This window comes from Haloarcula pelagica (genome assembly GCF_030127105.1).
Taxonomy (GTDB): Archaea; Halobacteriota; Halobacteria; order Halobacteriales; family Haloarculaceae; genus Haloarcula; species Haloarcula pelagica.
On record NZ_CP126161.1, the window covers coordinates 440052 to 466885 of the forward strand.

Genomic DNA, 26834 nt, shown 5'->3' on the forward strand with positions numbered 1-26834 from the left:
TAACTACGGTCGTGATCGTCGTCGCGACCGAGGACTTCGAAGTGTACCACGGCGTCGTCAACGAGCTCCGCGACCGTGGGACGGAGTTTACGACTATCGAACCCGGCGAGGAGTGGCCCGCCGACACGTCGATCGTCGTCGTCGCGGCCGGCGAGCACGTCGAGATCCCCGACGGCGTTCCGGTGGTCCAGGCCGATCCCGAGGCGCCGCGTCGGGCGATCGAGGAGGTGATGGCGACACTCCGGGGCGAGGGCGGGCGGACCGTCGTCGGGATCGACCCCGGGGAGCGGCCCGGCATCGCCGTCCTCCACGGCGAGACGGTCGTCGCGGCGTTCCAGGTCCCCGCCGCGGAGGCCCCGGCAGTGGTCGCCCAGGAGGTCACAGACGCCGTCGAGCCCGTGGTCCGGATCGGTGACGGCGCCCGCCTCGTGGGCTCGCGGTTGATCGACGACATCGAGGACGTGCCGATCGAACTCGTCGACGAGACGGGGACGACGCCGTATCTCGGCACCGGCGCCCGCGGGATGGGCGACGTGTTGGCGGCGGTCAACATCGCCCGCCTGGAGGGCGAAGAGATACAGAGCCGCGACATCGATCCGACCGCGGGCGAACTCCAGCGTATCAAGGACCGCTCGCGCGAGGAGAGCGACACTAACCGCGCGATCGGCGACTCGCTCGCGCGGCGGGTCGCCGCCGGCGACCTGACTATCGACGAGGCGCTGGCGAAACACCGCGAGGACGCCTGACTACGCCTCGGCGGCGCGTTCGGCGCGGTCCAGCACCGCCCGGACCGACAGCCCGGTCGCCTCGGCGACGGCGACGGCGTCGTCGAACTCCGCGCTCACGTCGTAGACCGTGCCGTCGCTGTCGCTGGCGACCTTCACGTCGACGGCGTACTCCTCGCCCTCGACCGTGACCGTCGCGGTGACGATCTCCCTGTCGGCCACCCAGCGGTGGCCGGCACCGTGTTCACGGACCCCCAGTGTCCCGGTCGCCTCGGCGAGACGCCGGGCGACTCGCTGGGCGTCGTCGGGCTTGCAGATCACCTTCACGAGGTGGCCGGGACGGGATTTCTTCATCGTCGCCGGGAGGATCGACACGTCCCGGGCGCCGACTTCGGCCAGCGACCGCTGGAGGTCTCCGAGCACTTCCGGGGCCACGTCGTCGACGTTCGTCTCCAAGACGGTGATCTCGTCACGGCGGAGCCGTCCCTCGTCCGCACCGACGGTCGCTCGGAGGACGTTGGGACGGTCGGCGAGATCGCGACCGCCCGCCCCGTAGCCCGACGCTTCGACCCGCACGGCGGGCAGCGACGGGACGCCCTCGGCGACGTGTGCGAGGATGGCCGCACCGGTCGGCGTCAGGAGTTCCGCGTCGACGGGGCCGCCCTGGAGCGACCAGTCGGCACGCTCGGCGATCTCGACGACCGCCGGCGTCGGCACGGGGTAGGTGCCGTGGCTCATCTCGACGGTGCCGCCGCCGGCCGACACCGGCGTCGTCACGACCCGCTCGACATCGAGGTCGTCGAGGAGCAGACAACTCCCCACCACGTCGGCGATGGCGTCGTCGGCGCCGACCTCGTGGAAGTGCGTCTCGGCCAGGTCGGTGCCGTGGACGGCTGCCTCGGCCTCGCCGAGGATCTCGAAGATCGCGAGCGCGTCCGCCTCGACGGCCGACGGGAGTCCCATCCCCTCGACGATGTCGACGACTTCCCGGTAACTCCGGTGTGGTCCGTGGCCCTCGGCGTGGGGGCGACTGTCTCCGCTGTGGTGCCCGTGGTCACCGTCGTGACCCTGGTCGGTGTCGTGGTGCTCGTCGTCGCCGTCGGTCCGAAGCACGTCGACCCTGGTCGCGCTGACGCCCGCGCGATCGACCGTCGAGACGGCGTACCCGATGTCCAGCGTGGACTCGACCGAGTCGAGCACCGACCGGTCGGCACCGGCCGCAAGCAGGGCGCCAAGCAGCATGTCGCCGGCGGCGCCGGTCCGGCCGTCGAAAGCGAGTGTTCGCATACCCAGACGTGGCTCCGGGCCGTAAAAAGCCCTCAGGAACGCCGGACGATATGCACGTCGTAGGTGTCGCCGGCCGCGGCCTCTCCGATGGGGACAACGATGTCGTCGGCGTCGTCGCTGCCGAGGAAGACGACAGTCGCATCAACGTCGCGGGCGACCCGTTTCACCATCTCGGAGAGTTCGCTGGCCGACTGGGCGCTCGCGTCCTCGTAGCGCAGTTCGGCGTCGTCGGTCGTCTCCTCGATCTTCCGGCGGAGGTCGCTGGCGGCGTTCTCGACGGCGAAGTCCTCGTGTGGGTCGACCCGTCGACGGCGCTCGGCGTAGTCCGCCCCGGTCGGGACGAAACTGACCGCGACGACATCGGTGTCCATGGCGGCGGCGTAGGTGACTGCGCGGTCGAGTGCTGCCTCTGCGAGCGGCGATCCGTCGAAGGGGACGAGAAAGACCATACCTGCGGTATCGCATCCAGCCTTATCAATCACGGCGGTGGCGGCAGCCGTCGGTGGCTTTCGGAGGGTATGCGGGTCGATGGCACGCCATCGGAACCGACATCACGGTCGGCCGAGGAGCGGAGCGTATGACGACGGAGGTTCTGGACCCGACGACGGCGGCTGTCGAAACCGTCGCGGACTGTCTCGCGGACGGCGGTGTCGTCGTCGCGCCCAGCGACACGAACATGGCACTGACCGTCGACCCCGGGCACGCGGCGGCCATCGAGCGGGTCTACGAGATCAAGGATCGCCCCGCGCACAAGCCGCTGACGCTGTTCGTGCGCGATCCCGACGACTGGCGGCGGTTCGGGACCCATCCCGACCCCGCAGTCGTCGACACGCTGGTCGAGGCGTTCTGGCCCGGCCCGCTGAACCTCGTGCTGGAACAGGCCGACACAGGACAGCACGACCGGCTCTCGATGGACGGGACCGTCTCGGTCGGCTGTCTCTCGAACCCTGTCTGGCGGGACCTCGCGGCGGCCGTCGACGGCCCGCTGGCGATGACCTCGGCCAACCAGTCGGGAACCGTCGACGACGACACGCTCGTCACCGTCGACCGGGCGGTCGAGCACGTCGGTGACGCGGCCGACTACGTGCTCGCCGGGGAGCCACAGGGGACCACGCGAGCCTCGGCCATCCTCTCACTGGCTGCCGGGGACCGGGGAGACGCGACGCCCCTCAGGCGGGGTGACATCGACGCCGAAGCGATCGAGAGCGCCGCGCCGTTGCGCGTCGACTGATCTGTGGTAGCACGTCACATAAAAACCCGTCGCCACGCGATTTGCCCGCCGGTAGCATAAAGCATATCTCCCGGGATACCCGAGTTCTCTCTACCTTCACTCTACTATGAACGAAGTTCAACTGGAAGTGGCGAAGGCGTACCCGAACGACTCGGGGCGCGGGATCGCCAGGCTGGACCCCGACACGCTGTTGCATCTCAAGCTCTCGCCCGGCGACATCATCGAGATCGAGGGCAGCGACACGACCGCCGCGAAGGTGTGGCGCGCCGACCGGCAGGACTGGAACACCGACACCGTCCGGATCGACGGCTTCACGCGCCAGAATGCCGACGTGGGCATCGGCGAGCGCGTGACCATCCGGAAGGCCGACGCCGAGAAGGCCGACAAACTCGTCCTGGCCCCACCGGAGGAGGCGTCGGTCCAGTTCGGCTCGGACGCGGCCGGCATGGTCAAACGCCAGATCCTCAAGCGCCCTGTCGTCGAACGCGACATTGTCCCGGTGATGTCCTCGACGAACCACCCGTTCATGCGCTCGCCCGGTCAGGCGATCCCGCTGATCGCCGTCGAAACCGAGCCCGACGGCGTCTGTCTCATCACCGAGGACACCGAGGTCGAACTCCGGGAGGAACCCATCTCGGGCTTCGAGAAGACCGGCGGCGGCATCACCTACGAGGACATCGGCGGGCTCCAGAACGAGATCCAGCGGGTCCGCGAGATGGTCGAGTTGCCGATGAAACACCCCCAGATCTTCAAGAAACTCGGCATCGAGCCGCCCCAGGGGGTCCTGCTACACGGTCCGCCGGGCACCGGGAAGACCCTGCTCGCGAAGGCCGTCGCCAACGAGACCTCCGCCAGTTTCTTCTCTATCGCCGGGCCGGAGATCATCTCGAAGTACTACGGGGAGTCCGAACAGCAGTTACGTGAGATCTTCGAGGACGCCAGCGAGGAGGCGCCCTCGATCATCTTCATCGACGAACTGGACTCGATCGCGCCCAAGCGCGAGGACGTGACCGGCGAGGTCGAGCGCCGCGTCGTCGCCCAGTTGCTGACGATGATGGACGGCCTCGAATCGCGGGGCCAGGTCATCGTCATCGCCGCGACCAACCGCGTCGACAGCGTCGACCCGGCGCTGCGCCGTCCCGGCCGGTTCGACCGCGAGATCGAGATCGGCGTCCCGGACGAGGTCGGCCGCGAGGAGATTCTCCAGATCCACACCCGCGGGATGCCCCTCTCGGACGACGTGAACCTCGCGAAGATGGCGACCGAGACCCACGGCTTCGTCGGCGCCGACATCGAGAGCCTCACGAAAGAGGCCGCGATGAAGGCCCTGCGCCGGTACCTCCCCGAGATCGATCTCGACGAGGAGGACATCCCGCCGAGCCTGATCGACCGCATGATCATCAAACGCGAGGACTTCAAGGGAGCCCTCAACGAGGTGAGTCCGAGCGCCATGCGGGAGGTCCTCGTCGAGTTGCCGAAGGTCTCCTGGGACAGCGTCGGCGGCCTCGAATCGGCCAAACAGGAGGTCCAGGAAGCCGTCGAGTGGCCGATGAACTCCCCCGAGAAGTTCGAACGCATGGGCGTGACGCCGCCCTCCGGCGTCCTGCTGTACGGGCCGCCCGGCACCGGGAAGACGCTGATGGCCAAAGCCGTCGCCAACGAGACCGACGCCAACTTCATCAGCGTCCGCGGCCCGCAACTGCTCAGCAAGTGGGTCGGCGAATCGGAGAAAGCCATCAGGCAGACCTTCCGGAAGGCCCGGCAGGTCGCGCCGACGGTGATCTTCTTCGACGAACTCGACTCGCTGGCGCCCGGTCGGGGCGGCGACATGGGGTCGAACGTCTCCGAGCGCGTGGTCAACCAACTGCTGACCGAACTCGACGGTCTCGAAGAGATGGAGGACGTGATGGTCATCGGTGCCACCAACCGGCCGGACATGATCGACCCGGCGCTGATCCGCTCGGGACGGTTCGATCGGCTCGTGATGATCGGCGAACCCGACATCGAGGGCCGCGAGCAGATCCTCAAGATCCACACCGACGACACGCCGCTGTCGCCTGACGTGAGCCTGCGCGAACTGGCCGAGATCAGCGACGGATTCGTCGGCTCGGATCTGGAGTCGATCGCCCGCGAAGCGGCTATCGAGGCCCTGCGGGAGTCCGACGACGCCGAGGAAGTCGAGATGCGCCACTTCCGGCAGGCGATGGACAACGTCCGCCCGACGGTGACCGACGACATCCGCGAGTACTACGAGCGCATGGAGGAAGACTTCAAAGGCGGGGGCTCCAGCCCACAGCAGCGCCGCGGTGGCAGCGGCCGGATCGGCTTCCAGTAACCCCGTTTCGCAGTCGTATCGCCCCTTCCGGCCAGTCTCGTTCGACTCCGACGAGTGCCTACGCTGTTAGTGGACGTTACGTAAGCAGTGACGGAACCACCCTCGCACGGAGACCCAGGAGTACCTGGGCGAGCAGTGGTCGAAGAACGGCGAGTACACGGGAGTCGACAGGATCGGGTTCGTCTCCGACGGGACGACGGCGATGGCGGTCAAATCACAGGTCGACGTGCCGGATGCTGTGATCGAGAGCTTCAGCGACCTCGAGACGGCCGTCGAGCGGACGCAGGGCCGAGAGCGGTCGGCTTCCCGACACAGTGACACCTTGTGTTTCCTGTCGATACCGAACGAAGCTTTTTGACGCGATAGCCGAATGCCGGGATAGACTCACCCGCATGAGCGACTCCATCGAACGCGCCCTCCAGCGCGCCCTCCCCGACCAGACCGTCGAGACGATCAGCCCACAGACGACCCGTCCGGGCAACGAGACGGCGTTCGTGACGTTCGCCGACAGCGACCCCGTCTACGTGAAGACTGTGACGGGATCGCCGAGACGACTCCGACGCGAGATCGCGGCGGTCCGCTACGCGGGGGCTCACTGTCCGGTCGGGACGCCGGCGGTGGTGGCCGCCGACTCCGCGGGTGACCCGCCGTATCTGGTCACCGAACCGCTGCCCGGGACGCTGTTCAACGACAGGTGGACCGGGGACGGCGACCGGGAGCAGTCACTCCACCGCCTCGGGGCGGTCGTCGCCGATGTCAACCGCGCGACGTTCGACTCGCCGGGCGTCGTCACCGGTGGCGACGCCGACGGGCTGGAGTTGCACTCGGGCACCTGGACCGAGACGCTGTGTCGGACAATCGAGGCGCGAGCGGACGACTGGTTCCCCCAGCGGTTCGCGGACCTGCCCGAACGACTCGTCGAGACTGTCCGCGCGGTCGACCCCGTCCTCGAAGGCCCGCCGACACTCGTCCACGGGGACCCCAGTCGTATCAATCTCCATCTCGACCCCACAGGACTGCTCGACTGGGAGCGTGCCCTCGTCGGCGACCCGGCGTTCGGGCTGGTCGACGCGATGTTCCACCACACCGGTCAGCCCGACGTATCCGAAGCCGAGCAGCAGTCCTTCGACGATGCGCTGCTTTCGGGGTACCGGGACCAGGCCGGGGGACTTCCACCCGGTTTCGAGCGGTATGAACCCCTCTATCGGGCCGTCTCGTATCTTCTCGTCCCGCAGGCGTTCGACGATTGGTCGGACGACGCCGAGGCGCCGGCTGACGAACTGGCTGCCGACGTTCGGTCGGAGTTCGACACGCGACTCGCGGCCGCTCGCGAGACGGCGACGGCGGACCCGTCAGGGTCCTGAGTACAGCAAGCGGGGGAAGAAACGCCGTTACAACTCGCCGAGCTTCCGAAGTAGCTGCCCGCGGTACTCCTCGTCGGCTTGAACGCCCTTGAGTTCGAGGACGTTCCGTTCGAGCTTGTCGAGCGCGACGTTGAACGCCGTCTCGGCGCCGTACCCCTCACCGGAGCCGGCGGCCTGGCCCTTGTTGGTCCGGAGGCGGATCTGACACTGGATGAGCGGGGTCCCGCGGAGCTTCTCCTTGTGTTCGTGGAAGCGCACGTGGGCGTGCTGGACCTGCATCGCCTGGTACTTGTCCGCGACTTCCTGGATGGACTGTCGGATGTCCTCGCGGCTGATCGTGTCCAGGAGGGTGATGTTGGTGATCTGTACGTCCATATGCTCTTCCTCGGTGTAGGTCAGCGCCCGGAGGACATCCGTCTTGGTGACGATGCCGGCGACCTCGCTGTCGTCGTCGGCCGGCGTGACGACGAGGCCGGCGTAGTCGTGTTCCAGCATCCGGCCGACGGCGTCCCGGACGGACTCGTCGAGATTGGCGGTCGCGACCGGGCTGGACATCACGTCGTACACCGGGAGGTCGAGGATCCGCTCGATCTCGCCCGAGCGGTCGCCCCTGGTCGCCTTGTTCATGTCCCGGACGACCACGTCGACGATGTCGTGGCGGGTCGCCATTCCGGTCAACCGGTCGTCGCTGTCGAGCACCGGAAGCCGGGAGATCCCGTTCTTCCGGAGGAGATTGACGACCTGCCCGACGTTGGTCTCTTCCGACACCGTGATGACATCCTGGGTGTAGATCTGCTCGACGGTCAGGGCGTCGAGGTTCTCCAGCACCGCTTCGAGGATCGCGTCCTCGGTGATGATCCCCCACAGGGAGTCGCCCTCGAAGACCGGGGCGAGTTTCGTCCCGCCCTCGACGAGCACGCGGGCGACCTTCCGCACGTCGTCGGTCAGTTCGACCTTGGGTGCGGAACTCGTCATCGCCCCCGCCTTCGCGTTGTCCTCGACGTGGGACTGGACCAACTGTTTCTGCGTGATGACGCCAGCGTAGGCACCGTCCTCGGTGACGATGATGCCTTTCGGGTTCTCGCGCTCGAAGATCGACCGGACCTTCCCGAGGCGCTTGTTGGCGTCGACCTCGACAAACTCTCTGGTGGCGATGTCAGCAATGTCCATCGTGCTTCACACCGCGGAGGTTCGACGTGAAGGGTTATCAAGCTTGGTTTGGTTCCCGGCAAAGGAGACCCCGGACAGGTTTTAGGAGCGGCGCTTCGTCCATCGAATATGCTTCCCGACATCGGGGTCTTTGGCCCCTACACCTACCTCGTCACGGAGGTGCTGTGGGGCGGTGTCGCGCTGGGTCTGCTGTGGCGGGCCGGGGCACTCCGGAAGGCGGCCCGGACCATCGTCGTCCTGTACCCGATCGCATACGTCTGGGACTGGTACACACTGACCGTCGGCGTGTTCGAGATCCGCCTCCGGACGGGCATCGACCTCCTGGGTATCCCCGTCGAAGAACACATCTTCATGATCGTCGTGCCGGCGCTTGTCATCGGTCTCCACGAGACGATCCACCACCGGAACGATCGTGATATATAACCACCTCGACACTGGTCTTTCAGTTGGTAAACCGACCCGAGGTGTCGGATAACGATGGAAACAGCACCGGCGGAATCGACGGACGTAGTCGGGTACAAGGAGTATATACAGTTCCGTGCTGTGCATACATTACCCACGGAATCTATTTGTAGTCCCGCCTGTATGACTCAAAACAGACATGACTCAGGACGCTCCCGCACCCCATATCGAACTGTACGTCCGATCGATGCTCCCCGACGGCGCCCACGAACGACAGGAAGCCGTGCTCGACCGCCTCGACCGCCTCGACCGCGAGGACGAGATCGAAGGCTTCAACGTCGTCGTCTGGGGCAAGCAGATCGCTCCGGAGTCGGCCGCCGCCAACACCGAAGAAGGCAAGTACATCCTGAACCGCGTCGCGGAGTTCAAACAGTGGGCCCTCTCGAACAACGTCTCCCTGGAGTCGTTCTATCAGTCCGGCGAGGTCGAGTCCGAAGTCACCGACGAAGCCTACGACGCGATGGTGCTCCCGGTCATGGGCCTTGCCGAGTACCGCGACGGCGAACTCTCACACGTCGCCCCCTGTACCGAGGGCGACGTAGTCCACACGATCATGGACCGCCTCGAAGCCATCGAGGACGGCCGCGAGAGTGCCGTCAGCCGCGACGCCGCCGACGTGAGCATCGTCTGAGGCCCGTCCCCGCCGGCTAGTTTTACTTCCTGTAGGCCTCGCCGATTAGCACCGACCACTCCGTCGAAAGACACGGTTCTCTGGCTCGATCAGACACTGAACAGCGAATCCTCATATCGATACCAGCCGCTTCAGGATCGGTCGCGACAGAAGGAGTGGGTTCGGGCGGATTTGAACCGCCGGCCTCCTCCATGTCAAGGAGGTGTCATAACCGACCTAGACCACGAACCCTCGCTGCCTCGTACACTTCTCTGTTGCCGGGGGGTATAATTGAAGGTTTCGGATTCGGTATCCGTGCGTCGTCTGTTGATTCGACTCACACCGGCCACGAACGGGGTCAGCCCGACAACGTTAAGTCAGTGTACGGATTTGTACATTACAACACGAAATAGTTCATTGGTGATCCCATGCAGGAGTACATCGAACGCGTCACGGACGGCGAAGACTTGACACAGGACGAGGCCCGCGAGGTCGCTGCGCTCGTCTTCGAAGAAGCGACGGAAGCACAGATCGGTGCGCTCCTGACCGCGCTCCGGGCAAAAGGCGAGACGGAGGCCGAGATCGCCGGCTTCGCGCAGGGGATGCGCGACGCCGCACGCACGATCGAGCCACAGCAGGAGACGCTCGTCGACACCTGTGGGACGGGCGGCGACGACTACGACACGATCAACGTCTCGACGACGAGCGCGATCGTGGCGGCGGGCGCCGGCGTCCCGATCGCCAAGCACGGGAACTACTCCGTGTCCTCGTCGTCGGGGAGTGCCGACGTGCTGGAGGTCGCCGGCGTGGACGTGGAGGCCGAACCCCCGGCCGTCGAGGACGCCATCGAGGAGGAGGGGATCGGGTTCATGCTCGCCCCCGTCTTCCACCCGGCGATGAAGGCCGTCATCGGCCCGCGCAAGGAACTGGGGATGCGGACCGTCTTCAACATCCTCGGGCCGCTGACCAACCCGGCCGGGGCGGACGCACAGGTGCTGGGCGTCTACGATCCAGAACTCGTTCCGATCGTCGCCGAGGCGCTGGCCCGGATGGAAGTCGAGCGGGCACTGGTCGTCCACGGGGCCGGCCTGGACGAGATCGGCATCCACGGCGAGACGACGGTCGCGGAGGTCACCGGCGACCGGATCGAGGAGTACACCATCGTCCCCGAGGACATCGGCCTGGAGACCGCCGACATCGAGGCCGTCTCCGGCGGGACGCCCGAGGAGAACGCCGAGGACCTCCGAGGGATCGTCGAGGGGACCGTCGACGGCGCCAAACGTGACATCATCCTCGCGAACGCCGGCGCGGCCATCTACGTCGCCGGCGTCGCCGACACCCACAGCGAGGGAGTCGAACTGGCCCGGGAGGCCATCGACTCGGGCGACGCCGCGGCGAAGCTGGAGGATCTGGTCGGGGTATGACGCGGGTCAAGATCTGTGGTGTGACATCCGCCGAGGACCGCGACGCCGTCGTCGCGGCCGGAGCCGACGCCGTCGGTGTCATCCACGGCGTCCCCGTCGACACCCCGCGGGAAGTCGGCGAGGAGACCGCCAAGCACCTCGTCGACGGCGTCCCGCCGTTCGTGACGAGCGTCCTCGTGACGATGCCGACGACGGTCCAGGCGGCCGTCCGTCGCGTCGACGCGATCGAACCCGGTGCGGTCCAGATCCACGACGGCCTCTCGCCGGCGGAACTGGGCGCACTGCGCAGACGCGTCTCCCAGCAGGTCGTCGCGGTCGTCGACGCCGCGGCCGACGATCTGGCCGAGTACGCCAGTCGCGCCGACGCGGTACTGGTCGACTCCGTCGACGCGGACGGGGCCGGCGGCACCGGCGAGACGCACGACTGGGAGCGGACCCGTGAACTGGTCGGCTCGCTCGACGTTCCGGTGGTACTCGCAGGCGGATTGACACCCGACAACGTCGGGCAGGCCGTCGAGACCGTCCGTCCCTTCGCCGTCGATGTCGCGAGCGGCGTCGAAGCGAGCGGAGGCGTCAAAGACCACGACGCCGTCGAACGGTTCGTCGCCGAGGCAACGAGCGCGGAGGTGCCGGCGTGACGCTGGACCGCTCGCGCGAGCAGTTCGTCGCCGACGCGGAAGCCGACCGTCCGGTCGTCGTCCGCGCCGCCGCGGAACTGGACGTTGCCGTCGAACCGCTGACGGCCTACGCCGCACTGACCGGCCGGACGACCGATGTCGACGCCGGGGCGTACACGTTCCTGCTGGAGAGCGCCGAGAAGGTCGCCTCCAGCGACCCCGACGGCGCGTTCGCCCCGGAGACGGACGACCGCCACGCCCGTTTTTCCTTCGTGGGCTACGACCCGCGAGCCGTCGTCACGGTCACCGGTGCCGACAGCGAGGTCGAGGTCTTCGACGACCGGTACGCCGACCTGGTCACGACCGACGGCGGCGACGTGGTCGACGACCTCCGTGCGGCGATGCCGGATGTCGAACTCCGCGGGTTCCCCGAGACGGACCGCCAGCGCCTCGACGGCGGCCTGGTCGGCTTTCTGGCCTACGACGCGGTGTACGACCTCTGGCTCGACGAGGTCGGGCTGGAGCGGCCCGACTCCCGCTTTCCGGACGCCCAGTTCGTCCTGACGACGGCGACGGTCCGGTTCGACCACGTCGAGGAGCGCGTCGAACTGGTGTTCACGCCGGTCGTCCGCGCGGACGAGGACGCTGGCGCTCGATACGACGAACTCGTCGCCGAGGCCGAGCGCGTCGAGTCGGTCCTCTCGGACCTCGACCCGCTGACTACCGGCGGCTTCACCCAGGTCGACGAGGTGGCCGGCCCACAGGACGACTACGAGGACGCCGTCGAGCGGGCGAAAGAGTACGTCCTCTCGGGGGACATCTATCAGGGCGTCGTCTCCCGGACCCGTGAGCTGTACGGCGACGTGGACCCGCTGGGGCTGTACGAGTCGCTGCGCGCGGTCAACCCCTCGCCGTACATGTATCTGCTCGGGTACGACGACCTGAGCATCGTCGGTGCGAGCCCGGAGACGCTGGTCTCGGTGGCCGGCGACCGTGTCGTCTCGAACCCCATCGCGGGTACCTGCCCCCGGGGGAACTCGCCCGTCGAGGACCGCCGCCTGGCCGGCGAGATGCTCGCCGACGACAAGGAACGGGCCGAACATACGATGCTCGTCGACCTGGCGCGCAACGACGTACGCCGGGTCTCGGAACCGGGCTCGGTCCGGGTCGACGAGTTCATGAACGTCCTGAAGTACAGTCACGTCCAGCACATCGAGTCGACGGTGACCGGGACGCTCGACGACACCGCCGATGCCTTCGACGCCGCGCGGGCGACGTTCCCCGCGGGCACGCTCTCGGGCGCGCCGAAGATCCGTGCCATGGAGATCATCGACGAACTCGAACGCTCCCCACGCGGCCCCTACGGCGGCGGTGTGGGCTACTTCGACTGGGGCGGGGACACCGACTTCGCCATCGTCATCCGCTCGGCGACCGTCGAGACCGACGCGCCGCTGCCCGCCACAGACGGGACCGCCGACCGCGTGACCGTCCAGGCCGGCGCCGGCATCGTCGCCGACTCCGATCCGACCAGCGAGTACGAGGAGACCGAACAGAAGATGGACGGCGTACTGGTCGCGTTGGACGAGATCCGGACCGAAGTGGCTCCGGAGGGGGGCCGATGAGTTCGTCACGGCCGACCGGCCAGGACGCGGTCCCCGAAGGGATGCGCGTGCTGTTCGTCGACAACTTCGACTCCTTTACCTACAACCTCGTCGAGTACGTCTCCGAACACGCCGAGACCGAGGTGGTCCGCAACACGGCCTCACTGGACGACGTAACGGCGTTCGATCCGGACGCGATCGTCCTCTCGCCGGGACCGGGCCACCCCGAGAACGACCGGGATGTCGGCGTGACGATGGACGTGCTTCGGGAGATCAGCCCCGACGTGCCGACGCTTGGCGTCTGTCTCGGCCTGGAGTCGGCGGTGTACGCCTACGGGGGAAGCGTCGGCCGTGCTCCCGATCCGATCCACGGCAAGGCCTCGCCGATCGATCACGACGGGAAAGGCGTCTTCCGCGGCCTCGAACAGGGGTTTCAGGGCGGGCGCTACCACTCGCTGATCGCCGAGTCGGTCCCCGAAGCGTTCGCCGTCTCGGCCACCACGACCGAGGCGACCGGCGACGGGCCGACCGACCTCGTGATGGGTGTCCGCCACCGCGAGTACCCGATCGAAGCGGTCCAGTTCCACCCCGAATCGGTCCTGACCGCGGTGGGCCACGACATCATCCGGAACTTCCTGCGCTCGGCCGAGGACTGACCCCCGCGCCGAGCTATCGGGGCACGGCGACCCCGTTCTCAGAGGAACTGGAACCCCAGGATGCCGAGGATCCAGACGGTCGCGACGACGATGATCGCGATGACGACGAGGCGCCAGGCGACTTTCATCACGACCCGCCCGACGAGTAACACGAGCGCGATCGCGACGAGGCCGGCGAGCAGCGCCGGCAGGCCGGGCAACCCACCGAGTTGTAAGACGGGGAGCATACTAGGACCATGCCGTTCTGCCACAAATACTTCCTGGCTGTCGCCCGAGAGATCGGTGCGTCAACCGGCCCAGAGACGGGCCACAGCGCGGTCGCTCCCGACCCCGACGACACCGGCCGCGTGATCGCCCCCGGTGGGACAGATCGGTAATCTCCAGTCGAAACCCCCGTTCGTTTCCACTGGATTTCCCCGGCCCGTCTCGTGGTTGGGTGGGGCCCGGTTTCACTTTCACTGTGGTCTGGTCAGTATTAAGAAGCGACCGACGTTGCTAGTGTTCGTACACGCCGGCATCGCGACGCCGCGCCGTGGCACTGCCTGACGACCACCGTAGTGACGACTGCGAATAGCTACGGAGTCCGACAGAATCCGCAGACAGAAGGGTTATACGACATCCATGAGTACAGATGTGCCGCCAGAAATGACAGGAACTGGGTCAGCCGTAGATCGGGGTATCGACCGACAGACGACCGCTGTCGGGGAGACGATGGACAGATGAGCGACGCCGACCTCTCCGCCGACGAGATTTCGCTGCCGATCAAGCGCACCGAGGGAGACACGCTCGCCGATCGGCTCACCGACAACGCCTATCACAACATCCTGCCGGCTCGCTATCTCCGGAAGGACGCCGACGGCGACCTCGTCGAGCAACAGGAGGACCTGTTCGAACGGGTCGCCAAGAACATCGCACTGGCCGAGGCGGTGTTCGAGGCCCGCAAGCAAGACATCGACGTGACGGTGACGCCGGACCAGCTCAAGCCCGACCACCCCCGTCGCGACGAGCTCGCCGAAGAGGTCTTCGGGAAAGGGACGAGCGTCGACGACGACACGGAAACCGAACTCTCCGAATACAACGTCAACAAGTTCGCCTACGACACCGTCGTCCCGGACCTCCCCGAGCCGGTCCGCGAACACGTCGAGGAGACGGCCGCGGAGTTCCAGGACTCGATGGAACGGCTCTCCTTTATGCCGAATTCGCCGACGCTGATGAACGCCGGCGACGAACTCCAGCAGCTCTCTGCCTGTTTCGTCGACTCGCCCGAAGACGATATCGACGACATCCACCAGACGGCCAAGGAGGCCGCCCAGGTGTTCCAGTCCGGTGGCGGGATGGGCTATGCGTTCTGGCGCCTGCGCCCGTACGGCGACCAGGTCGGCTCGACGGGCGGGATCGCCTCCGGCCCGATCACGTTCATGCGGACCTACGACCAGATGTGTGAGACCATCGCCCAGGGTGGCGCCCGCCGCGGCGCCCAGATGGGCGTCATGCGCGTCTCACACCCCGATGTCATCCAGTTCATCCACGCCAAGAACAAGGACGTTTCACTCGCACACACCCTGCGGCTCAACGACCCCGACGACTTCACTCACAACTCCTTCGCCGACGCCTTAGAGGAGGCCCGGGACCTCATCGACGAGGACGGCAAGGTTCCAAAGCACCTCCGGAACGCCGTCGAAGGCCACCTCTCGAATTTCAACATCTCCGTCGGGATCACCGACGCCTTCATGGACGCACTGAAAGCCGGTGAGGAGTTCACGTTCACCAACCCCCGGACGGACGAGCCCCACGTCGCCACCGAGCAGACCGAAGAGCTGTACGAGATGTTCGACCTCGGCGAGTACGTCGAGGCCGGCGAGATCCTCTCTGTGCCCGCCGACAAACTGTGGGAGCGGATCGTCGAGGGCGCCCACGAGAACGGCGAACCCGGCGTCATCTATCTCGAACGGGTCAACAAACAGCACAGCTTCGACGTGGACGAACATCCGGATCACCGCATCCTGGCCACGAATCCCTGCGGCGAGCAGCCCCTCGAAGAGTACGAAGCGTGCAACCTCGGTCACATCAACCTCTCGACGCTGGCCGCCGAGGACGCCCCGGACTGGCGAGTCTGGGAGGCCGCCCACGCCGACGAGTACGACACCGAGGCCGAGGCCGTCGAAGCCTTCCTCGAAGACGCGATCGACTGGGCGGAGTTCGACCGCCGCATCGAGATGGGCACCCGCTTCCTAGAGAACGTCGTCACCATGTCGGACTTCCCGGTCGACGAGATCGAGCGGAAAGTCCGGGAGATGCGCAAGATCGGGCTGGGCATCATGGGCCTGGCACAGCTGTACATCCAGCTCGGCATGCGGTACGGCTCGGAGACCTCGAACGAGGTCGCCAGCCAGCTGATGACCCACATCAACCACCACTCCAAGCGGACCTCCCACGAACTCGCCGAAGACCGGGGGTCCTTCGAGGAGTGGGACAGCTCCAAGTTCGCCGACCCGACCGAGTACGCCGAGTGGTTCGAACACCACACCGGCGAGGACGCCGAGGAGTGGGCAGAGGGCTACCCGATCCGGAACCACAACACGACGACCATCGCCCCGACCGGGACGACCTCGATGATCGGCAACACCACAGGCGGCTGTGAGCCGATCTACAACGTCGCCTACTACAAGAACGTCTCCGGCGACGTGCAGGGTGACGAGATGCTCGTCGAGTTCGACGACTACTTCCTCCGGGCGCTGGAGGAGAACGACCTCGACGTTGAAGCGGTCAAACAGGAGGCCCAGGAACAGATGGCCACGAACGAGTTCGACGGTATCGACGGGCTCTCGACGGTCCCCGACGCGATCGGCGAGCTGTTCGTCACGACCGGCGACCTGCCCGCGAAGGGCCACGCCGGCATCCAGGTCGCCTGTCAGCAGGGCGTCGACTCGGCCATCTCGAAGACGGTCAACGCGCCCAACGACTCCACCGTGGCGGACGCCGCCGAGGTGTTCGAGTACATCTACGACCACGGCGGGAAGGGCGTCACCTACTACCGGGACGGTACCCGGTCCAAGCAGGTCCTGACCACGCGCGCCCAGAACACCGAGTTCGCCGACATGGACGCCGAGGAGATCGTCGCCCAGATCGAAGAGGTCTTCGGCGGCATCGAGGGCTTCCTCGACGACGAGGCGGTCCAGGCGGCCATCGACGACTCCGTCGAGTCGCTGCTTGAGACCGCCGACGGCGAGGGCGAGTTCGCCAAGAAGCGTTCGCGGCCGGACGTGCTCCACGGCGTCACCCAGCGCATCGACACCGGCTACGGGAAGCTGTACGTCAATATCAACGAGGACCCCGAGGCCGAGCGGCCGTTCGAACTGTTCGCCAACATCGGCAACTCCGGCGGGTTCACCGCCTCCTTCACCGAGGCCCTGGCGAAGACCATCTCGACGGCGCTGCGTTCGGGCGTGGACCCGCGCGAGATCGCCGACGAACTCCAGGGCATCCGCTCGCCGAAGGTCGCCTGGGACAAAGGCGAACAGATCCAGTCGATCCCCGACGCCATCGGTACCGCCCTCCGGCGGTACCTCGACGGCGAGGTCGACAAGGCCTACCCGCAGCAGGCCACGCTCGAAGAGACCGCAGAAGACGAGGACGATCCGGAACAGCCGACCGCCGACGCCGCCACGGAGACCGACGGCGGTCCCGGCGCGACGGCGACACAGCCGACCGCAGACGCAGGCGCGTCCGGCGACCAGCAGGAGATCATCGACGCCGGCGAGAGCCCGGAGTGTCCCGAATGTAGCTCGCTGTCGCTGTACTACTCGGAAGGCTGCAAGACCTGCGAGTCCTGTGGCTGGTCCGAGTGCTGACCGGAGTCCCGAACTGAGACGCTGGAGCGTGTGACAACGGAGCCGTCGTGTACCGCCGCCCGCAGTCCGTTTTTACCGTGGAACGTCGACCCAGCCGCTGATCCAGGCCTCGCCGTCGCCGGGGACGTACGCCACTCTGATCCCGCCGAACTCGGTCACCTCGACCGACGGGTCCGGCTGGTAGTCGGGATCAGCGGCGTCCCGGGCCGGCCCGCTGCTCACGGGGACCGCCCCCGTCGACTGAACGAACGCATGGCACAGCCGGCAGTGGGTGCCCGACCGTTCTCGTTATCGTGTCGGTACCACCGAATAGGGACTCACTACGGCGGTCAGGCGAACTCCCTGGTGACCCAGCCGCTCGGCCCGCTCGGGAACCTCCCGGTCTCCTCGCTGGGCTGGACAGTACCGTCCTCGTCGACCATCCGGACGACGACGGTGTGGGCGTCCGCGGGCGGGTCGTAGGTGTAGGTCCACTGGCGCCAGACATCGTCGTCCGGCAGGGGCTCGGACAGCGTCGCCGCGGACCACGTCTCGCCGCCGTCGGTCGAGACTTCGACCGCTGAGACGCCCCGCGTCCCGGCGTAGGCGTGCCCGCCCAGTTCCCGCCGACCGTCGTCGAGCAGTTCGGCGTGGTGGAGTTTGGCGACCGCTTTGACCGGGCCGGTGCCGTGCCAGCCGCGTTTCTCCCAGTACCCCTGGGCCTCCTGTTCGAGCACTTCGATCTCCGTGAGCCACTTGACGTTGATCTCCCCCCAGTGGCCGGGCACCAGCGCCCGGACGGGATAGCCGTGACTCCGGGGGAGGAGCTTCCCGTTCATCCCGTAGACGAGCAGGCCGTCCCGGAGCGCGTCGATCGGGAACTCCTCGAAGTAGTCGTCGTCGGCCCGGAGCATCACGCACTCACAGCCGCTCTGGACGCCGGCTTCGTCGAGGAACTGATCGACCGGGACGCCGGTCCACAGCGCGTTGTCCATCTTCTTGCCGTTGAGCGTCTCGCCGACACAGCGCAACGTCGAGAACTGGTTTCGAGCCGCCATCGCCTGAAGGTCGTCGTAGTCGAGGGTGATCTCCTCCTCGACTGCGCCAGTGATCGTCAGCGACCAGTCGGCGGCGTCGACCGAGGGGTCGATCGAGTTGATGTCGACCTCGAAGAACTGCTCGCTGACCAGCGGTTCGATACCGTCGACGGCCAACCCGTTCGCCTCGGCGGTGTCGAGTTTCGCCTGTGCGTCCTCCAGATCGGCTCCGGGCGCCTGGAGGGGGGGTGCCTCGTCGCCGGTCGCGGCGGGCGTCCGACCGCGGCCGACGGAGAACCCCAGTGCGCTGGCACCCAGCGCGAGGCCGACGGTCCCCAGGGCACGCCGTCGCTTCGCCGAGATCGGATCGCTCCCGTCGCTGGCGGCGTCGAGTACCTGTGCGACGACGACCACGCCGGCCGCCGACAGCGCCCCACCGGCCGAGAGGACCACCTCGTCGGTCAGGACGACGGCGCCGACCCAGACGATGAGCGCGGTACCGACGGCTGGCACGATCCGGTTGTTCGCCGCCTCGCCGAAGATCAGCGCCGCTCGGGCAGCGAGCGCGACGAACAGCGCGGTCAGTCCGATCGCGGTCACGAAGTTCAGTTGCTGGCCGAGACTCCCCAGCGTCGTGATCGCAAAGGAGACGATCGCCCCGGGCATCGTCCGGGTGAGAGTCCGTTCGACCGGCGACGCGAGGAACGCCGGCGAAGCACCAGTCAGCGCGTACGAACCGGCGACGCCAGCGATCCCGGCGGCGCCACTGACGAGCAAGCGCCCCCAGCGAGTGTCCAGTAGGTCGTCGGCCATATCTGGTCCAGGCAGTCTCCACCAAAAGGTGTTGTTCCAAATTCCTTCCCAAAGAGCGATACTGCAGCCGTGGGTTGTCCCCTGTATGGGTGACGACCCCACCGGACGACCCTGCCCGCGCTGTGATCGCCAGATGTACCACCGCCACTGCAAGTACGTCTGTCCCGAGCACGGCGTGGTCTACGACTGCGCGGACACGTTCTACTAGGCGGCGCGGGCCACTGGTCGTGAGCGAGTGGCCTCTGAGTGGTCATCTGATGACGGATTTATAATGATGGCCACACAGATGTGGGGTAATGAGTAGCGGGGCCGGCGAGATCCGCGTGTTGCACGTGGACGACGAACAGGACTTCGGCGAGATCGTCGCCATGCATCTCGAACGGATCCACGACGAGATCACCGTCACCCACGTCGGGTCGGCACAGGCTGGCCTCAATCGGCTCGAAGCGGAGTCGTTCGACTGTGTGGTCAGCGACCACGACATGCCCACCATGGACGGGCTGGAGTTCCTGCGCCGTGTCCGTACGGAGTACGCCGATCTGCCGTTCGTCCTGTTTACGGGCAAAGGCAACGAGGAGATCGCCAGCGACGCGATCTCGGCCGGCGTCACCGAATACCTCCAGAAAGATGTCGGGACCGACCAGTACACCGTGCTGGCGAACCGCATCGAGCGGGCGGTCAGCGAGCGGCGGGCGAAGACCGCGCTCGAAGAGTCCGAGCGGATGCTCTCGACGCTCATCTCGAACCTCCCGGGGATGGTCTACCGAGCGCGAAACGAGCCCGGGTGGCCGATGGAGTTCGTCAGCGACGGCGCGGACGACCTCGTCGGCTACGACGCCGACGCCATCGAGAACGGCGCGGTGTCGTGGGGGTCGGTCATCTGTGACGACGAGAACGACCGGCTCTGGAATCAGGTCCAGACCTGTATCAGGGCCGGAGAGCCGTTCGAGGTGAGCTATCGTGTCACAACCGCGGAGGGCGACACACGGTGGCTCTGGGAGCGCGGTCGGGTCGTCGACGAGCGAGGTGACGGGATCGAGGTCCTCGAAGGGTTCATCACCGACATCACCGCGCGGAAGCAACGCGAGCAGGAACTGGAACGCGAACGCGAGTTCACCGAGGACCTCATCGACGCCATCGACGACGCCTTCTACCTCATCGGGACCGACGGCCATCTCATCCGCTGGAACGACACGCTCGCGTCAGTGACCGGCTACAGCCATCAGGAGCTCTCGGGGATGCACGGCGCCGACTTACTGCCCGACGCGTACAACGACACGTTCGAGGACGCACTCGATCCGGACAGCGACACGGACGAGAACGCCTTCCAGGCGCCGCTGCTGACGACCGACGGTCGTGAGATCCCCTACGAGTTCCGGGGCTCGATCATCAAAGACCGGGACGGCGCGGTCGTCGGGATCGCCGGGATCGGCCGGGACATCACCGAGCGACGCGAACGTGAGCGGAAACTCGAACAGTACGAGACGCTGGTCGAGAACGTCGGCGATCCGATGTTCATTCTCGACGCCGACGGCCGGATCCGGACGGCAAACCGGGCGATGGCGGAGTACCTGAACGAGGATCGGGACGACGTTGTCGGGAGCCTGGCACGGTCGTACATCCACGACGAGGACCACTCGGAGGGACTGGAACTGACGAAGGAACTGCTCGGGACGGGCGGGAAAGACTGGGGGACCTACGAGATGCGGGTCACGACTGCCGACGGCGAGACGCGGGTAGCCGAGAACAACATGGCTGTCCTGACAGACGACGGGCAGTTCATCGGGACTGTCGGCGTCGTCCGGGATATCACCGAGCGAAAGCGACGGCAGCGAAAGCTCAAACAGTACGAGACGCTGGTCGAGAACGTCGGTGACGCCATGTACGTCCTCGACGAGACCGGGACGATCCAGATGGTGAACGAAGCGATGGCGGATCACCTCGGGTACGACCGCGCGGAGATCACCGGTGCCGACCCGACGAAGTTCATGCCCGAATCGGATGTCAAACAGGGGACCGAGATCATCCAGTCGCTGCTCGACGACGACCGGATCTGGGAGACCTTCGAGATGGAGACGATCGACGCCGCGGGACAGCGGACGATCAACGAGGACAAGGTCGCGCCGCTGGTCGACGACGGCTCGTTCGCCGGCTCCGTCGGCGTCATCCGGGACATCTCCGACCGCAAGGAACGCGAACGGGAGCTCGAACGGTACGAGACGATCGTCCAGGCGGTCGGCGATCCGGTCTACACGCTCGACGACGACGGCGTGTTCACGTTCGTCAACGACGCCATCGAACCCCTGACCGGCTATCCGCCCGAGGAGCTGATCGGCGAGCACATCGGCACGATCATGACGGCCGAGGACCTCCAGCGCGGCCAGGAGCGGATTCAGGACCTCCTGTCCGAACCGGAGCGCGACCACGCTACGCTGGAGATGGACGTGGTGACCCGCTGGGGCGAGCACGTCCCGTGTGAGAACAACATCGCGCTCCTCCCGACGGAGGACGAGTCGTTCGCCGGGAGTGCGGGCGTCATCAGGAACGTGGCCGACCGCGTCGAGCGGGAACGACGGCTCTCGGAGTTCGCCAGCGTCGTCAGCCACGACCTCCGAAACCCGCTCAACGTCGTCCAGGGCCGGCTCTCGCTGGCAGTCGAGACCGGTGACCTCTCCCACCTCGACGACGCGATCGACTCCGCCGACCGGATGGAACAGCTCATCGAGGAACTGCTCACGCTGGCTCGGGAGGGCGAGACGGTCGGAGAGACGAGCCCGGTCGAGATCGATCCGGTCGCCCAGCAGGCCTGGGAAACCGTCGACGCCCCCCTCGCGTCGCTCTCGGTCACCGACTCGGCGACGATCGAGGCCGACGCGGCGCGGCTCCGGGAACTGCTGGGGAACCTGTTCCGCAACGCCCTCGAACACGGTTCCGACGGCGCGCTCGTCACTGTCGGTCCCCTGGACGGGGCCGAGGGGTTCTACGTCGCGGACGACGGCCCCGGCGTGCCCGAGTCGGAGCGCGAGCAGGTGTTCGAGCGCGGCTACACGACGAGTTCCAGGGGGACCGGCTTCGGGCTAACGATCGTCGAGGACATCGCACACGCTCACGGCTGGAGCGTCGCGCTCACCGAGAGCGAGGCCGGCGGCGCGCGGTTCGAGTTCACGACGACCCCGGACGACCGCTGACGTGGCGGTAGGCCGGCCCGGCCACCAGCAGCACCGCCAGCACGCCCCCGAGGACCAGAACGTGTGGGAGCGCGTCGATCGAGAGCCCGGTGAGCGCGAGCGACCGCATCGACGCGCCGGCGATCACCTCGACGACGACCCAGGGAATCTCGCCCAGGAACGTCCCGACGACGAACGCGCGGCTCGACACGCCGGCAAAGCCCGCGCCGTAGGAAACCGGGTCCGCCGGAACCGGGGAGAGTCGAGCCGCCAGGACGCCTCTGGTTTCGCCAGTCACCTCGATTATCTGTCGGCCGGAATCGCCGAGCCAGCCGAACATGCCGCCCTGTTCGCCGGCCTCCAGCGCGAAGCGGTACGGGATGAGACAGGTGACGAGTGCGCCCATCAGCGCCACTGGGATGCCGTACTCGATGCCCAGAACGAAGCCGACGAACGCCGACAGCGGCATCGTCGGCCACGCGAACAGCGGGCGGATCAGATACAGACCGACGATCACGCCCGCGAGGTAGACCGGGTGGTCCGCCAGGTGCATCACCTCGGCGACGACCCGGGCGGGCGAGAGCACCAGCGTCGCCAGCGCGACCACCGCCACCAGTCCGGCACTCCCGACCAGTTGTCGCCGCGCGAGACGATCCATCTACTCTCTGTACTGATTGGGATCGGCAAACCTCTTGTGGTAAGGATTAACCGCTCGCCGCTCCCACGGGCGGACGTGCCAGCCGACGACGGGGACCCCGTCGAACTCGGGGTCGAACTGCTCGCACACCTCGAAGACGCGGAGCTGTCGGTCGCGGACGCCATCGACCGTATCGAGACGGTGACGACGAACCCACAGCTCCAGCGAGAGATCCTCGACACGGCGGTGATGCGCGAGATCGTCGACCGCGAGGGCGGGCTCGTCCGCCCGCGATCGCAGGGAACCTACGTGAACTTCGACGCCGACGTGGTCGTCCGGGAGGGATCGTTCTCGTGTGAACGCTGCGGTGCGTCGATCGGTACCGGCCACTTCGTGCAGTTCGACGGGGGCGAACTCGGCCCGTTCGGCTCGACGTGTATCAGGAAGGTCCTGGGCCGCGAGGGGTAGTCAGCGGCCCTGTCGGAGCTCGGCGATGAGCTGTTTGATGACCTTCTCCTGGCGCTGGAGCTGTTCGTTTTGCTGCTCGACGAGTTCGGTCAGTTCCTCGACCTGTGACTCCAGTGCGGCGAGGTCCCCGTCGACCGCGGGCCCGGACCCGAGGTCCGGTTCGGCCGTCTCCCAGCCGTCGTCGGTGTCTGCCGTCGGTCCCTCGGGCTCCTGTTCGCTGTCATCGTCGTCGCTCACCAGTGGGTCGATCCCGGCGTCGAGCCCCAGCCCCGACGCGTCCGGCGCCGGTTCCTCGTCGTCACCGACCGCGTCGTTGAGCGCCTCAAGCGACGACACGTCGTGGTAGGCAAACAGCGCCTGCTGGAGCGTGCGCCGCAGCGACGGGGCCTTGTCCGAGGGCGCCTTGATCCGCTCGGGGCGGCCGTCGACCGAGAGGACGATCGCGGTCGCGACGCTGCCCTCCTCGAACTCCAGGCCGGTCACGTCCCCGAAGGCGAACTGCTCGAAGTCGCCGTCCCAGGTGACGCTGCCGACGTGTTTGAGCAGTTGTTCGGAGGTGACCACGAGCGTGAGTTCGCTGAACCGGAACACGCCCGCGACCGTCTCGCCCTCGTCGAGGACGCCAGTGGCTCTGAGTGAACTCTCCAGTAGCTGTTCGAGCACGGCGTCGCTGCGCTTGACCGGGACCGAGAGTTCGCGTTTCGTGTCGACGTAGGCCAGCGAGAACGTTGCTTTCCGGCGTCCTTCCGAGACGGAGAGCCGCTCGAACTCGTGGGGGAACACCTCGACCCCCTCGTCGCTCAACAACCCCTCGCCTCGGTAGACGAGCGTCCGGGACGGCGTGAAACAGACCATGTCCTCGTCGCCGAGGGCAACGCCGGCCTGGACCTCCTCGTCCCCGAGTTCTCCCCGGACGAGGTCTGGTATCTCCATGGTCAGTACGTGCCAGTCCGGTGGCTTAAATCCGCGGGTGAGAGTGATCCACAGGACCGGCGGAGATGGGAACCTTCAAGACGGAAAGCGGCCAAGCCTGGATTGCACCCGAGCCCGGGTGGCTTAGCTGGACATAGCGCCGCACTCATAGGGTCTTTCGACTCATGCGGTACCAACCGGCATGACCCAGGGGTGCTCGTCACACCCCGGACCTGGGCCATGCGGAGATCGAGGGTTCGGAGCCCTCCCCGGGCACTTCTACAAAACTTCACATACCCACCGGACAGCGGCCAGCCTTGCCGTCAATCGCGGGGGTATCTTGCGTGACGATTAGCCGGTCTGAACTCCGGCGCCGGAAGAACACCGCCCCGGTGCCGACGAAGCCCCACGAACGGCGCTGTCCGGCCTGTCACGTCCGTCTTTCTGTGTCGCCGGCGCACGGCCTCGAATACGGCCACAAACGCGACTGTGACCGTCGTCCCGAGCACCTCGACGCCCCATCGACCCGGACGGCAGAGCGGCACCCGATCCCGTCTTCCAAGGAGGTGGCCGATGCAGCGGGAGTTCGTCTCATGGAACGTGTGGATCACCCCGAAGCCCGAGGACGCGCCGAAGTCCCGTCCGAGTCGGCGGCGATATCTTCGGCACCTGGGCCGGTACGACCTCATCGAAACCGAGGGGATCGGGTCCGCGACCGTCTACCGGTCACTGCCCTGACTGGCCTGGGGGTATCCTCCCGGTTCGCTCTTCTCAGTTGCGGCCGCAAGCAGGCCTAATAGCGGCCGTAACTGAAGCAACCAAAGAATATTTTATCAAAGTGACTATACCGAGGGTTGTGATAGATCTCGCGAATATTCTGAAGTCGATATTGCTGTTCCATATGCTCCCGTTTGGATTCATTGTTGCCGGAATCAAGACGGACCTCCCTGTCGGCGTGAAAGCCTACTTTTTCGGACAGGTCGTTGTGGCCGGACTCATCCTCGATATGATTTTTTCCTCGGTGACCTCGATCACGGGTGCTGTCGGTGCGTTTCTGGCACTCGCTCACGAGGCGCTTATGCTGCTTTTTGTCGTGGTATGCGGGGTCGTGTTCTGGGCACGCTTTGAATTCGTCTCGGCCCGGGAGCAAAGCTCCACGACGGGCGGCTCGCTCACCGACGGTCTCGACACAGATCGGTTCTATCGCAGTTCTCGATCCGATTTCAACCGTCTCGTTCGTGTTCGTGGTGAGGTAATCATCGGGCTGTTTATCTGCTCGCTCATCTTGGCCCGGGTCGTAGCGATTACGTTCCCAACGCTTCCCTCCTCGGGGGCGTCTCTGCTCTCGACGCCGGAGGTGTCGGTGTACTGGTCGGGGTTGTTCGGCGATGACTACAAACTCGTTGTGCAGCTGATCAAAGTCGTTCGGCTGGATCTGTACCTCGTCGTCGGGCTTATCGGGGTTCTGGCGATGTTTCCATTCGGGAACGGGATCTCGCCCAAGCGGATGAAATACAGCTATCTCGTCACGGGAACACTCGCACAGATCGTGATTCTGCCAGCCGTCCTGCTTGCCGTGTTCGGGCTCTCGGTTTTCGGCGTGACCATCATCTCGCCGAACGCACCGGCCGATCTGGTGGGGAACTTCTCGGCGCTCGCGGCCCCGATCTTCCTCCTGTTGCTGGTCGGTGGTGCAGTGACGAGAGAGTTCCTGCGGAAAGCGGAGCACACGTATGGTTCTTGAGTGGGCTATCGAGTTCCTGCCAGGGTGGCTCGGACCGACGGTGATCGTCATCGGACTGTTCGTCTGTTCCATCGGACTGCTCCGGAGCGGGCTCGATCAGTTGTTTATCGGTGTGGAGTCGAACTTCGAGTACATCGTGCCGGCGCTGGCTGGGCTCGTCTACGTCTGGGCGGTGACTAACGTCCTGGCGTTGCCGGGCTTCGTCATCCGACATCCCACGACCTTTGCCGTGCTCTTCGCGTTCGGTGCCAAGTGGATCGAGGGCGTCGCGGCCGTCATCATCTTCCCCAAGTTGGCGTACATCGCGACCAATTTTTCCGAGGTCTGGGAAACGAAGTCCACGCCGAGCCAGACGACCCTGACACAGAAGCTCGTCCGACGGCTGATTCTGTTTCTCTTCGCGATACTTGCCTTCTATGCGTTCGTCGGAGCCTTGTTGTTCGTCAACGGCATCTCGATTCCTGGCGGCCAGCTCTTGGTCGTCGTCTGGACAGTGTTGACGTTCCTTATCTCGCTGCTCGGCCTGTTCTGGAAGGTCTCGTCGATCGACCTGCCGGCGTACCTGCTCTATGGCACGGTGCTCATTCTGAGCGGTGCCGAAGTCGTCAATCTCTCGTCTATCGGCGGCGACATCACCGTCTATCTCGCTGGTGGGATCGGGTACACGCTCGGGTACGTGACACTGCTCCTCCTGTTAGTGGTTCCCAACGAGACCCTCACTACCAGTCCGACAGGCCGGTAGTC

At 66.3% G+C, this 26834-nt stretch carries 27 protein-coding genes and 2 tRNA genes; 20 read left to right on the forward strand and 9 right to left on the reverse strand.

Going from position 1 to position 26834, the window contains the following annotated elements; genetic code table 11:
• Window positions 1-11: 11 nt before the first annotated feature.
• Entirely contained in the window at window positions 12-746 is a 735-nt protein-coding gene (locus P1L40_RS02400) for a hypothetical protein (protein WP_284009716.1), read from the forward strand.
• Here the strand turns inward: P1L40_RS02400 and larC are convergent, their stop codons facing one another.
• Both larC and P1L40_RS02410 read right to left on the reverse strand, forming a co-directional pair.
• Window positions 747-2012 carry a nickel pincer cofactor biosynthesis protein LarC gene (gene larC / locus P1L40_RS02405; RefSeq protein WP_284009717.1) on the reverse strand — a complete coding sequence of 422 codons (1266 nt, stop codon included), beginning with the start codon at window positions 2010-2012 and terminating at the stop codon, window positions 747-749.
• A gap of 32 nt (window positions 2013-2044) precedes the next feature.
• Window positions 2045-2461 carry a universal stress protein gene (locus P1L40_RS02410; RefSeq protein WP_284009718.1) on the reverse strand — a complete coding sequence of 139 codons (417 nt, stop codon included), beginning with the start codon at window positions 2459-2461 and terminating at the stop codon, window positions 2045-2047.
• A gap of 128 nt (window positions 2462-2589) precedes the next feature.
• Here P1L40_RS02410 and P1L40_RS02415 point away from each other — a divergent pair, with 128 nt between their 5' ends.
• The 4 genes from P1L40_RS02415 to P1L40_RS02430 all read left to right on the forward strand — a co-directional run bounded on the left by P1L40_RS02415 (window position 2590) and on the right by P1L40_RS02430 (window position 6942).
• Window positions 2590-3243: an L-threonylcarbamoyladenylate synthase gene (locus tag P1L40_RS02415; RefSeq protein ID WP_284009719.1), complete on the forward strand. Its 654-nt coding sequence runs from the start codon at window positions 2590-2592 to the stop codon at window positions 3241-3243.
• Window positions 3244-3349: 106 nt separating this feature from the next.
• Complete coding sequence (locus tag P1L40_RS02420) at window positions 3350-5578, forward strand: CDC48 family AAA ATPase (RefSeq protein WP_284009720.1); 2229 nt, start codon at window positions 3350-3352, stop codon at window positions 5576-5578.
• Window positions 5579-5780: 202 nt separating this feature from the next.
• On the forward strand, window positions 5781-5936 hold the full coding sequence (locus P1L40_RS02425) for a hypothetical protein (protein ID WP_284009721.1): 156 nt from the start codon (window positions 5781-5783) through the stop codon (window positions 5934-5936).
• 34 nt (window positions 5937-5970) lie between these two features.
• Window positions 5971-6942: a phosphotransferase family protein gene (locus tag P1L40_RS02430; RefSeq protein ID WP_284009722.1), complete on the forward strand. Its 972-nt coding sequence runs from the start codon at window positions 5971-5973 to the stop codon at window positions 6940-6942.
• Window positions 6943-6969: 27 nt separating this feature from the next.
• On the opposite strand, the gene P1L40_RS02435 is transcribed toward P1L40_RS02430, so the two are convergent.
• Window positions 6970-8112, reverse strand: coding sequence for a CBS domain-containing protein (locus P1L40_RS02435; protein ID WP_284009723.1), 1143 nt, complete (start codon window positions 8110-8112; stop codon window positions 6970-6972).
• A gap of 108 nt (window positions 8113-8220) precedes the next feature.
• Here P1L40_RS02435 and P1L40_RS02440 point away from each other — a divergent pair, with 108 nt between their 5' ends.
• Both P1L40_RS02440 and P1L40_RS02445 read left to right on the forward strand, forming a co-directional pair.
• A complete protein-coding gene (locus tag P1L40_RS02440) occupies window positions 8221-8535 on the forward strand; it encodes a lycopene cyclase domain-containing protein (protein WP_284009724.1) in 315 nt (104 codons plus the stop codon).
• Between the two features lie 178 nt (window positions 8536-8713).
• Window positions 8714-9205 carry an HTH domain-containing protein gene (locus P1L40_RS02445; protein WP_284009725.1) on the forward strand — a complete coding sequence of 164 codons (492 nt, stop codon included), beginning with the start codon at window positions 8714-8716 and terminating at the stop codon, window positions 9203-9205.
• A 156-nt stretch (window positions 9206-9361) separates the two neighbouring features.
• Here P1L40_RS02445 and P1L40_RS02450 read toward each other — a convergent pair.
• Window positions 9362-9436 (reverse strand) — tRNA-Val (locus tag P1L40_RS02450).
• 176 nt (window positions 9437-9612) lie between these two features.
• On the opposite strand from P1L40_RS02450, the gene trpD reads away from it, so the two are divergent.
• Genes trpD through trpG form a run of 4 tightly spaced genes read left to right on the forward strand, consistent with a single transcriptional unit; the run spans window position 9613 to window position 13482 of the window.
• A complete protein-coding gene (trpD, locus tag P1L40_RS02455; RefSeq protein ID WP_284009726.1) occupies window positions 9613-10608 on the forward strand; it encodes an anthranilate phosphoribosyltransferase in 996 nt (331 codons plus the stop codon).
• On the forward strand, window positions 10605-11246 hold the full coding sequence (locus P1L40_RS02460) for a phosphoribosylanthranilate isomerase (RefSeq protein WP_284009727.1): 642 nt from the start codon (window positions 10605-10607) through the stop codon (window positions 11244-11246). The genes trpD and P1L40_RS02460 overlap by 4 nt, the downstream gene beginning before the upstream one ends.
• The gene (trpE, locus tag P1L40_RS02465) at window positions 11243-12847 is read left to right on the forward strand and encodes an anthranilate synthase component I (RefSeq protein ID WP_284009728.1); all 1605 of its coding nucleotides are present in this window, start codon (window positions 11243-11245) and stop codon (window positions 12845-12847) included. Before P1L40_RS02460 ends, trpE begins: the two co-directional genes overlap by 4 nt.
• Window positions 12844-13482 carry an anthranilate synthase component II gene (gene trpG / locus P1L40_RS02470; RefSeq protein ID WP_284009729.1) on the forward strand — a complete coding sequence of 213 codons (639 nt, stop codon included), beginning with the start codon at window positions 12844-12846 and terminating at the stop codon, window positions 13480-13482. Before trpE ends, trpG begins: the two co-directional genes overlap by 4 nt.
• A gap of 38 nt (window positions 13483-13520) precedes the next feature.
• Here the strand turns inward: trpG and P1L40_RS02475 are convergent, their stop codons facing one another.
• Window positions 13521-13709: a DUF8029 family protein gene (locus P1L40_RS02475; protein ID WP_284009730.1), complete on the reverse strand. Its 189-nt coding sequence runs from the start codon at window positions 13707-13709 to the stop codon at window positions 13521-13523.
• A 9-nt stretch (window positions 13710-13718) separates the two neighbouring features.
• Here P1L40_RS02475 and P1L40_RS02480 point away from each other — a divergent pair, with 9 nt between their 5' ends.
• Together P1L40_RS02480 and P1L40_RS02485 are read left to right on the forward strand one after the other, a co-directional pair.
• Window positions 13719-13859 carry a hypothetical protein gene (locus P1L40_RS02480; protein ID WP_284009731.1) on the forward strand — a complete coding sequence of 47 codons (141 nt, stop codon included), beginning with the start codon at window positions 13719-13721 and terminating at the stop codon, window positions 13857-13859.
• A gap of 342 nt (window positions 13860-14201) precedes the next feature.
• Window positions 14202-17333 carry an adenosylcobalamin-dependent ribonucleoside-diphosphate reductase gene (locus tag P1L40_RS02485; protein ID WP_284009732.1) on the forward strand — a complete coding sequence of 1044 codons (3132 nt, stop codon included), beginning with the start codon at window positions 14202-14204 and terminating at the stop codon, window positions 17331-17333.
• A gap of 72 nt (window positions 17334-17405) precedes the next feature.
• Here the strand turns inward: P1L40_RS02485 and P1L40_RS02490 are convergent, their stop codons facing one another.
• Entirely contained in the window at window positions 17406-17555 is a 150-nt protein-coding gene (locus P1L40_RS02490; protein ID WP_284009733.1) for a hypothetical protein, read from the reverse strand.
• 107 nt (window positions 17556-17662) lie between these two features.
• Complete coding sequence (locus tag P1L40_RS02495) at window positions 17663-19162, reverse strand: sulfite oxidase (protein WP_284009734.1); 1500 nt, start codon at window positions 19160-19162, stop codon at window positions 17663-17665.
• Between the two features lie 85 nt (window positions 19163-19247).
• On the opposite strand from P1L40_RS02495, the gene P1L40_RS02500 reads away from it, so the two are divergent.
• Together P1L40_RS02500 and P1L40_RS02505 are read left to right on the forward strand one after the other, a co-directional pair.
• Window positions 19248-19370, forward strand: coding sequence for an HVO_2523 family zinc finger protein (locus P1L40_RS02500; protein ID WP_284009735.1), 123 nt, complete (start codon window positions 19248-19250; stop codon window positions 19368-19370).
• A gap of 88 nt (window positions 19371-19458) precedes the next feature.
• Window positions 19459-22350 (forward strand): hybrid sensor histidine kinase/response regulator, encoded by a 2892-nt coding sequence (locus tag P1L40_RS02505; RefSeq protein ID WP_284009736.1) that lies wholly within the window; start codon window positions 19459-19461, stop codon window positions 22348-22350.
• On the opposite strand, the gene P1L40_RS02510 is transcribed toward P1L40_RS02505, so the two are convergent.
• Window positions 22325-22987 (reverse strand): TVP38/TMEM64 family protein, encoded by a 663-nt coding sequence (locus P1L40_RS02510; protein WP_284009737.1) that lies wholly within the window; start codon window positions 22985-22987, stop codon window positions 22325-22327. The two genes, P1L40_RS02505 and P1L40_RS02510, sit on opposite strands and share 26 nt — an antisense overlap.
• Before the next feature lie 75 nt (window positions 22988-23062).
• Between P1L40_RS02510 and P1L40_RS02515 the strand changes: the two genes are divergently transcribed.
• A complete protein-coding gene (locus P1L40_RS02515; protein ID WP_284009738.1) occupies window positions 23063-23434 on the forward strand; it encodes a DUF5830 family protein in 372 nt (123 codons plus the stop codon).
• Here the strand turns inward: P1L40_RS02515 and P1L40_RS02520 are convergent, their stop codons facing one another.
• On the reverse strand, window positions 23435-24367 hold the full coding sequence (locus P1L40_RS02520) for a DUF7115 domain-containing protein (RefSeq protein WP_284009739.1): 933 nt from the start codon (window positions 24365-24367) through the stop codon (window positions 23435-23437).
• A 112-nt stretch (window positions 24368-24479) separates the two neighbouring features.
• On the opposite strand from P1L40_RS02520, the gene P1L40_RS02525 reads away from it, so the two are divergent.
• The 4 genes from P1L40_RS02525 (at window position 24480) to P1L40_RS02540 (ending at window position 26832) form a co-directional block, all read left to right on the forward strand.
• Window positions 24480-24622: transfer RNA gene (locus P1L40_RS02525), tRNA-Met, on the forward strand.
• 297 nt (window positions 24623-24919) lie between these two features.
• Window positions 24920-25084, forward strand: coding sequence for a hypothetical protein (locus P1L40_RS02530; RefSeq protein ID WP_284009740.1), 165 nt, complete (start codon window positions 24920-24922; stop codon window positions 25082-25084).
• 118 nt (window positions 25085-25202) lie between these two features.
• On the forward strand, window positions 25203-26090 hold the full coding sequence (locus P1L40_RS02535; RefSeq protein ID WP_284009741.1) for a hypothetical protein: 888 nt from the start codon (window positions 25203-25205) through the stop codon (window positions 26088-26090).
• Complete coding sequence (locus P1L40_RS02540; RefSeq protein WP_284009742.1) at window positions 26080-26832, forward strand: hypothetical protein; 753 nt, start codon at window positions 26080-26082, stop codon at window positions 26830-26832. Before P1L40_RS02535 ends, P1L40_RS02540 begins: the two co-directional genes overlap by 11 nt.
• The last annotated feature ends 2 nt before the right edge of the window (window positions 26833-26834 follow it).

Coding starts and splice junctions, on each gene's coding strand:
- P1L40_RS02485 (WP_284009732.1), top strand. CDS start 14,202: ATGAGCGACGCCGACCTCTCCGCCGACGAGATTTCGCTGCCGATCAAG.
- P1L40_RS02480 (WP_284009731.1), top strand. CDS start 13,719: ATGCCGTTCTGCCACAAATACTTCCTGGCTGTCGCCCGAGAGATCGGT.
- P1L40_RS02415 (WP_284009719.1), top strand. CDS start 2,590: ATGACGACGGAGGTTCTGGACCCGACGACGGCGGCTGTCGAAACCGTC.
- P1L40_RS02475 (WP_284009730.1), bottom strand. CDS start 13,709: ATGCTCCCCGTCTTACAACTCGGTGGGTTGCCCGGCCTGCCGGCGCTG.
- P1L40_RS02500 (WP_284009735.1), top strand. CDS start 19,248: ATGGGTGACGACCCCACCGGACGACCCTGCCCGCGCTGTGATCGCCAG.
- P1L40_RS02495 (WP_284009734.1), bottom strand. CDS start 19,162: ATGGCCGACGACCTACTGGACACTCGCTGGGGGCGCTTGCTCGTCAGT.
- P1L40_RS02510 (WP_284009737.1), bottom strand. CDS start 22,987: ATGGATCGTCTCGCGCGGCGACAACTGGTCGGGAGTGCCGGACTGGTG.
- P1L40_RS02430 (WP_284009722.1), top strand. CDS start 5,971: ATGAGCGACTCCATCGAACGCGCCCTCCAGCGCGCCCTCCCCGACCAG.
- P1L40_RS02410 (WP_284009718.1), bottom strand. CDS start 2,461: ATGGTCTTTCTCGTCCCCTTCGACGGATCGCCGCTCGCAGAGGCAGCA.
- larC (WP_284009717.1), bottom strand. CDS start 2,012: ATGCGAACACTCGCTTTCGACGGCCGGACCGGCGCCGCCGGCGACATG.
- P1L40_RS02425 (WP_284009721.1), top strand. CDS start 5,781: ATGGCGGTCAAATCACAGGTCGACGTGCCGGATGCTGTGATCGAGAGC.
- P1L40_RS02505 (WP_284009736.1), top strand. CDS start 19,459: ATGAGTAGCGGGGCCGGCGAGATCCGCGTGTTGCACGTGGACGACGAA.
- P1L40_RS02420 (WP_284009720.1), top strand. CDS start 3,350: ATGAACGAAGTTCAACTGGAAGTGGCGAAGGCGTACCCGAACGACTCG.
- P1L40_RS02530 (WP_284009740.1), top strand. CDS start 24,920: ATGCAGCGGGAGTTCGTCTCATGGAACGTGTGGATCACCCCGAAGCCC.
- P1L40_RS02435 (WP_284009723.1), bottom strand. CDS start 8,112: ATGGACATTGCTGACATCGCCACCAGAGAGTTTGTCGAGGTCGACGCC.
- P1L40_RS02520 (WP_284009739.1), bottom strand. CDS start 24,367: ATGGAGATACCAGACCTCGTCCGGGGAGAACTCGGGGACGAGGAGGTC.
- P1L40_RS02445 (WP_284009725.1), top strand. CDS start 8,714: ATGACTCAGGACGCTCCCGCACCCCATATCGAACTGTACGTCCGATCG.
- trpD (WP_284009726.1), top strand. CDS start 9,613: ATGCAGGAGTACATCGAACGCGTCACGGACGGCGAAGACTTGACACAG.
- P1L40_RS02460 (WP_284009727.1), top strand. CDS start 10,605: ATGACGCGGGTCAAGATCTGTGGTGTGACATCCGCCGAGGACCGCGAC.
- trpG (WP_284009729.1), top strand. CDS start 12,844: ATGAGTTCGTCACGGCCGACCGGCCAGGACGCGGTCCCCGAAGGGATG.
- P1L40_RS02440 (WP_284009724.1), top strand. CDS start 8,221: ATGCTTCCCGACATCGGGGTCTTTGGCCCCTACACCTACCTCGTCACG.
- P1L40_RS02540 (WP_284009742.1), top strand. CDS start 26,080: ATGGTTCTTGAGTGGGCTATCGAGTTCCTGCCAGGGTGGCTCGGACCG.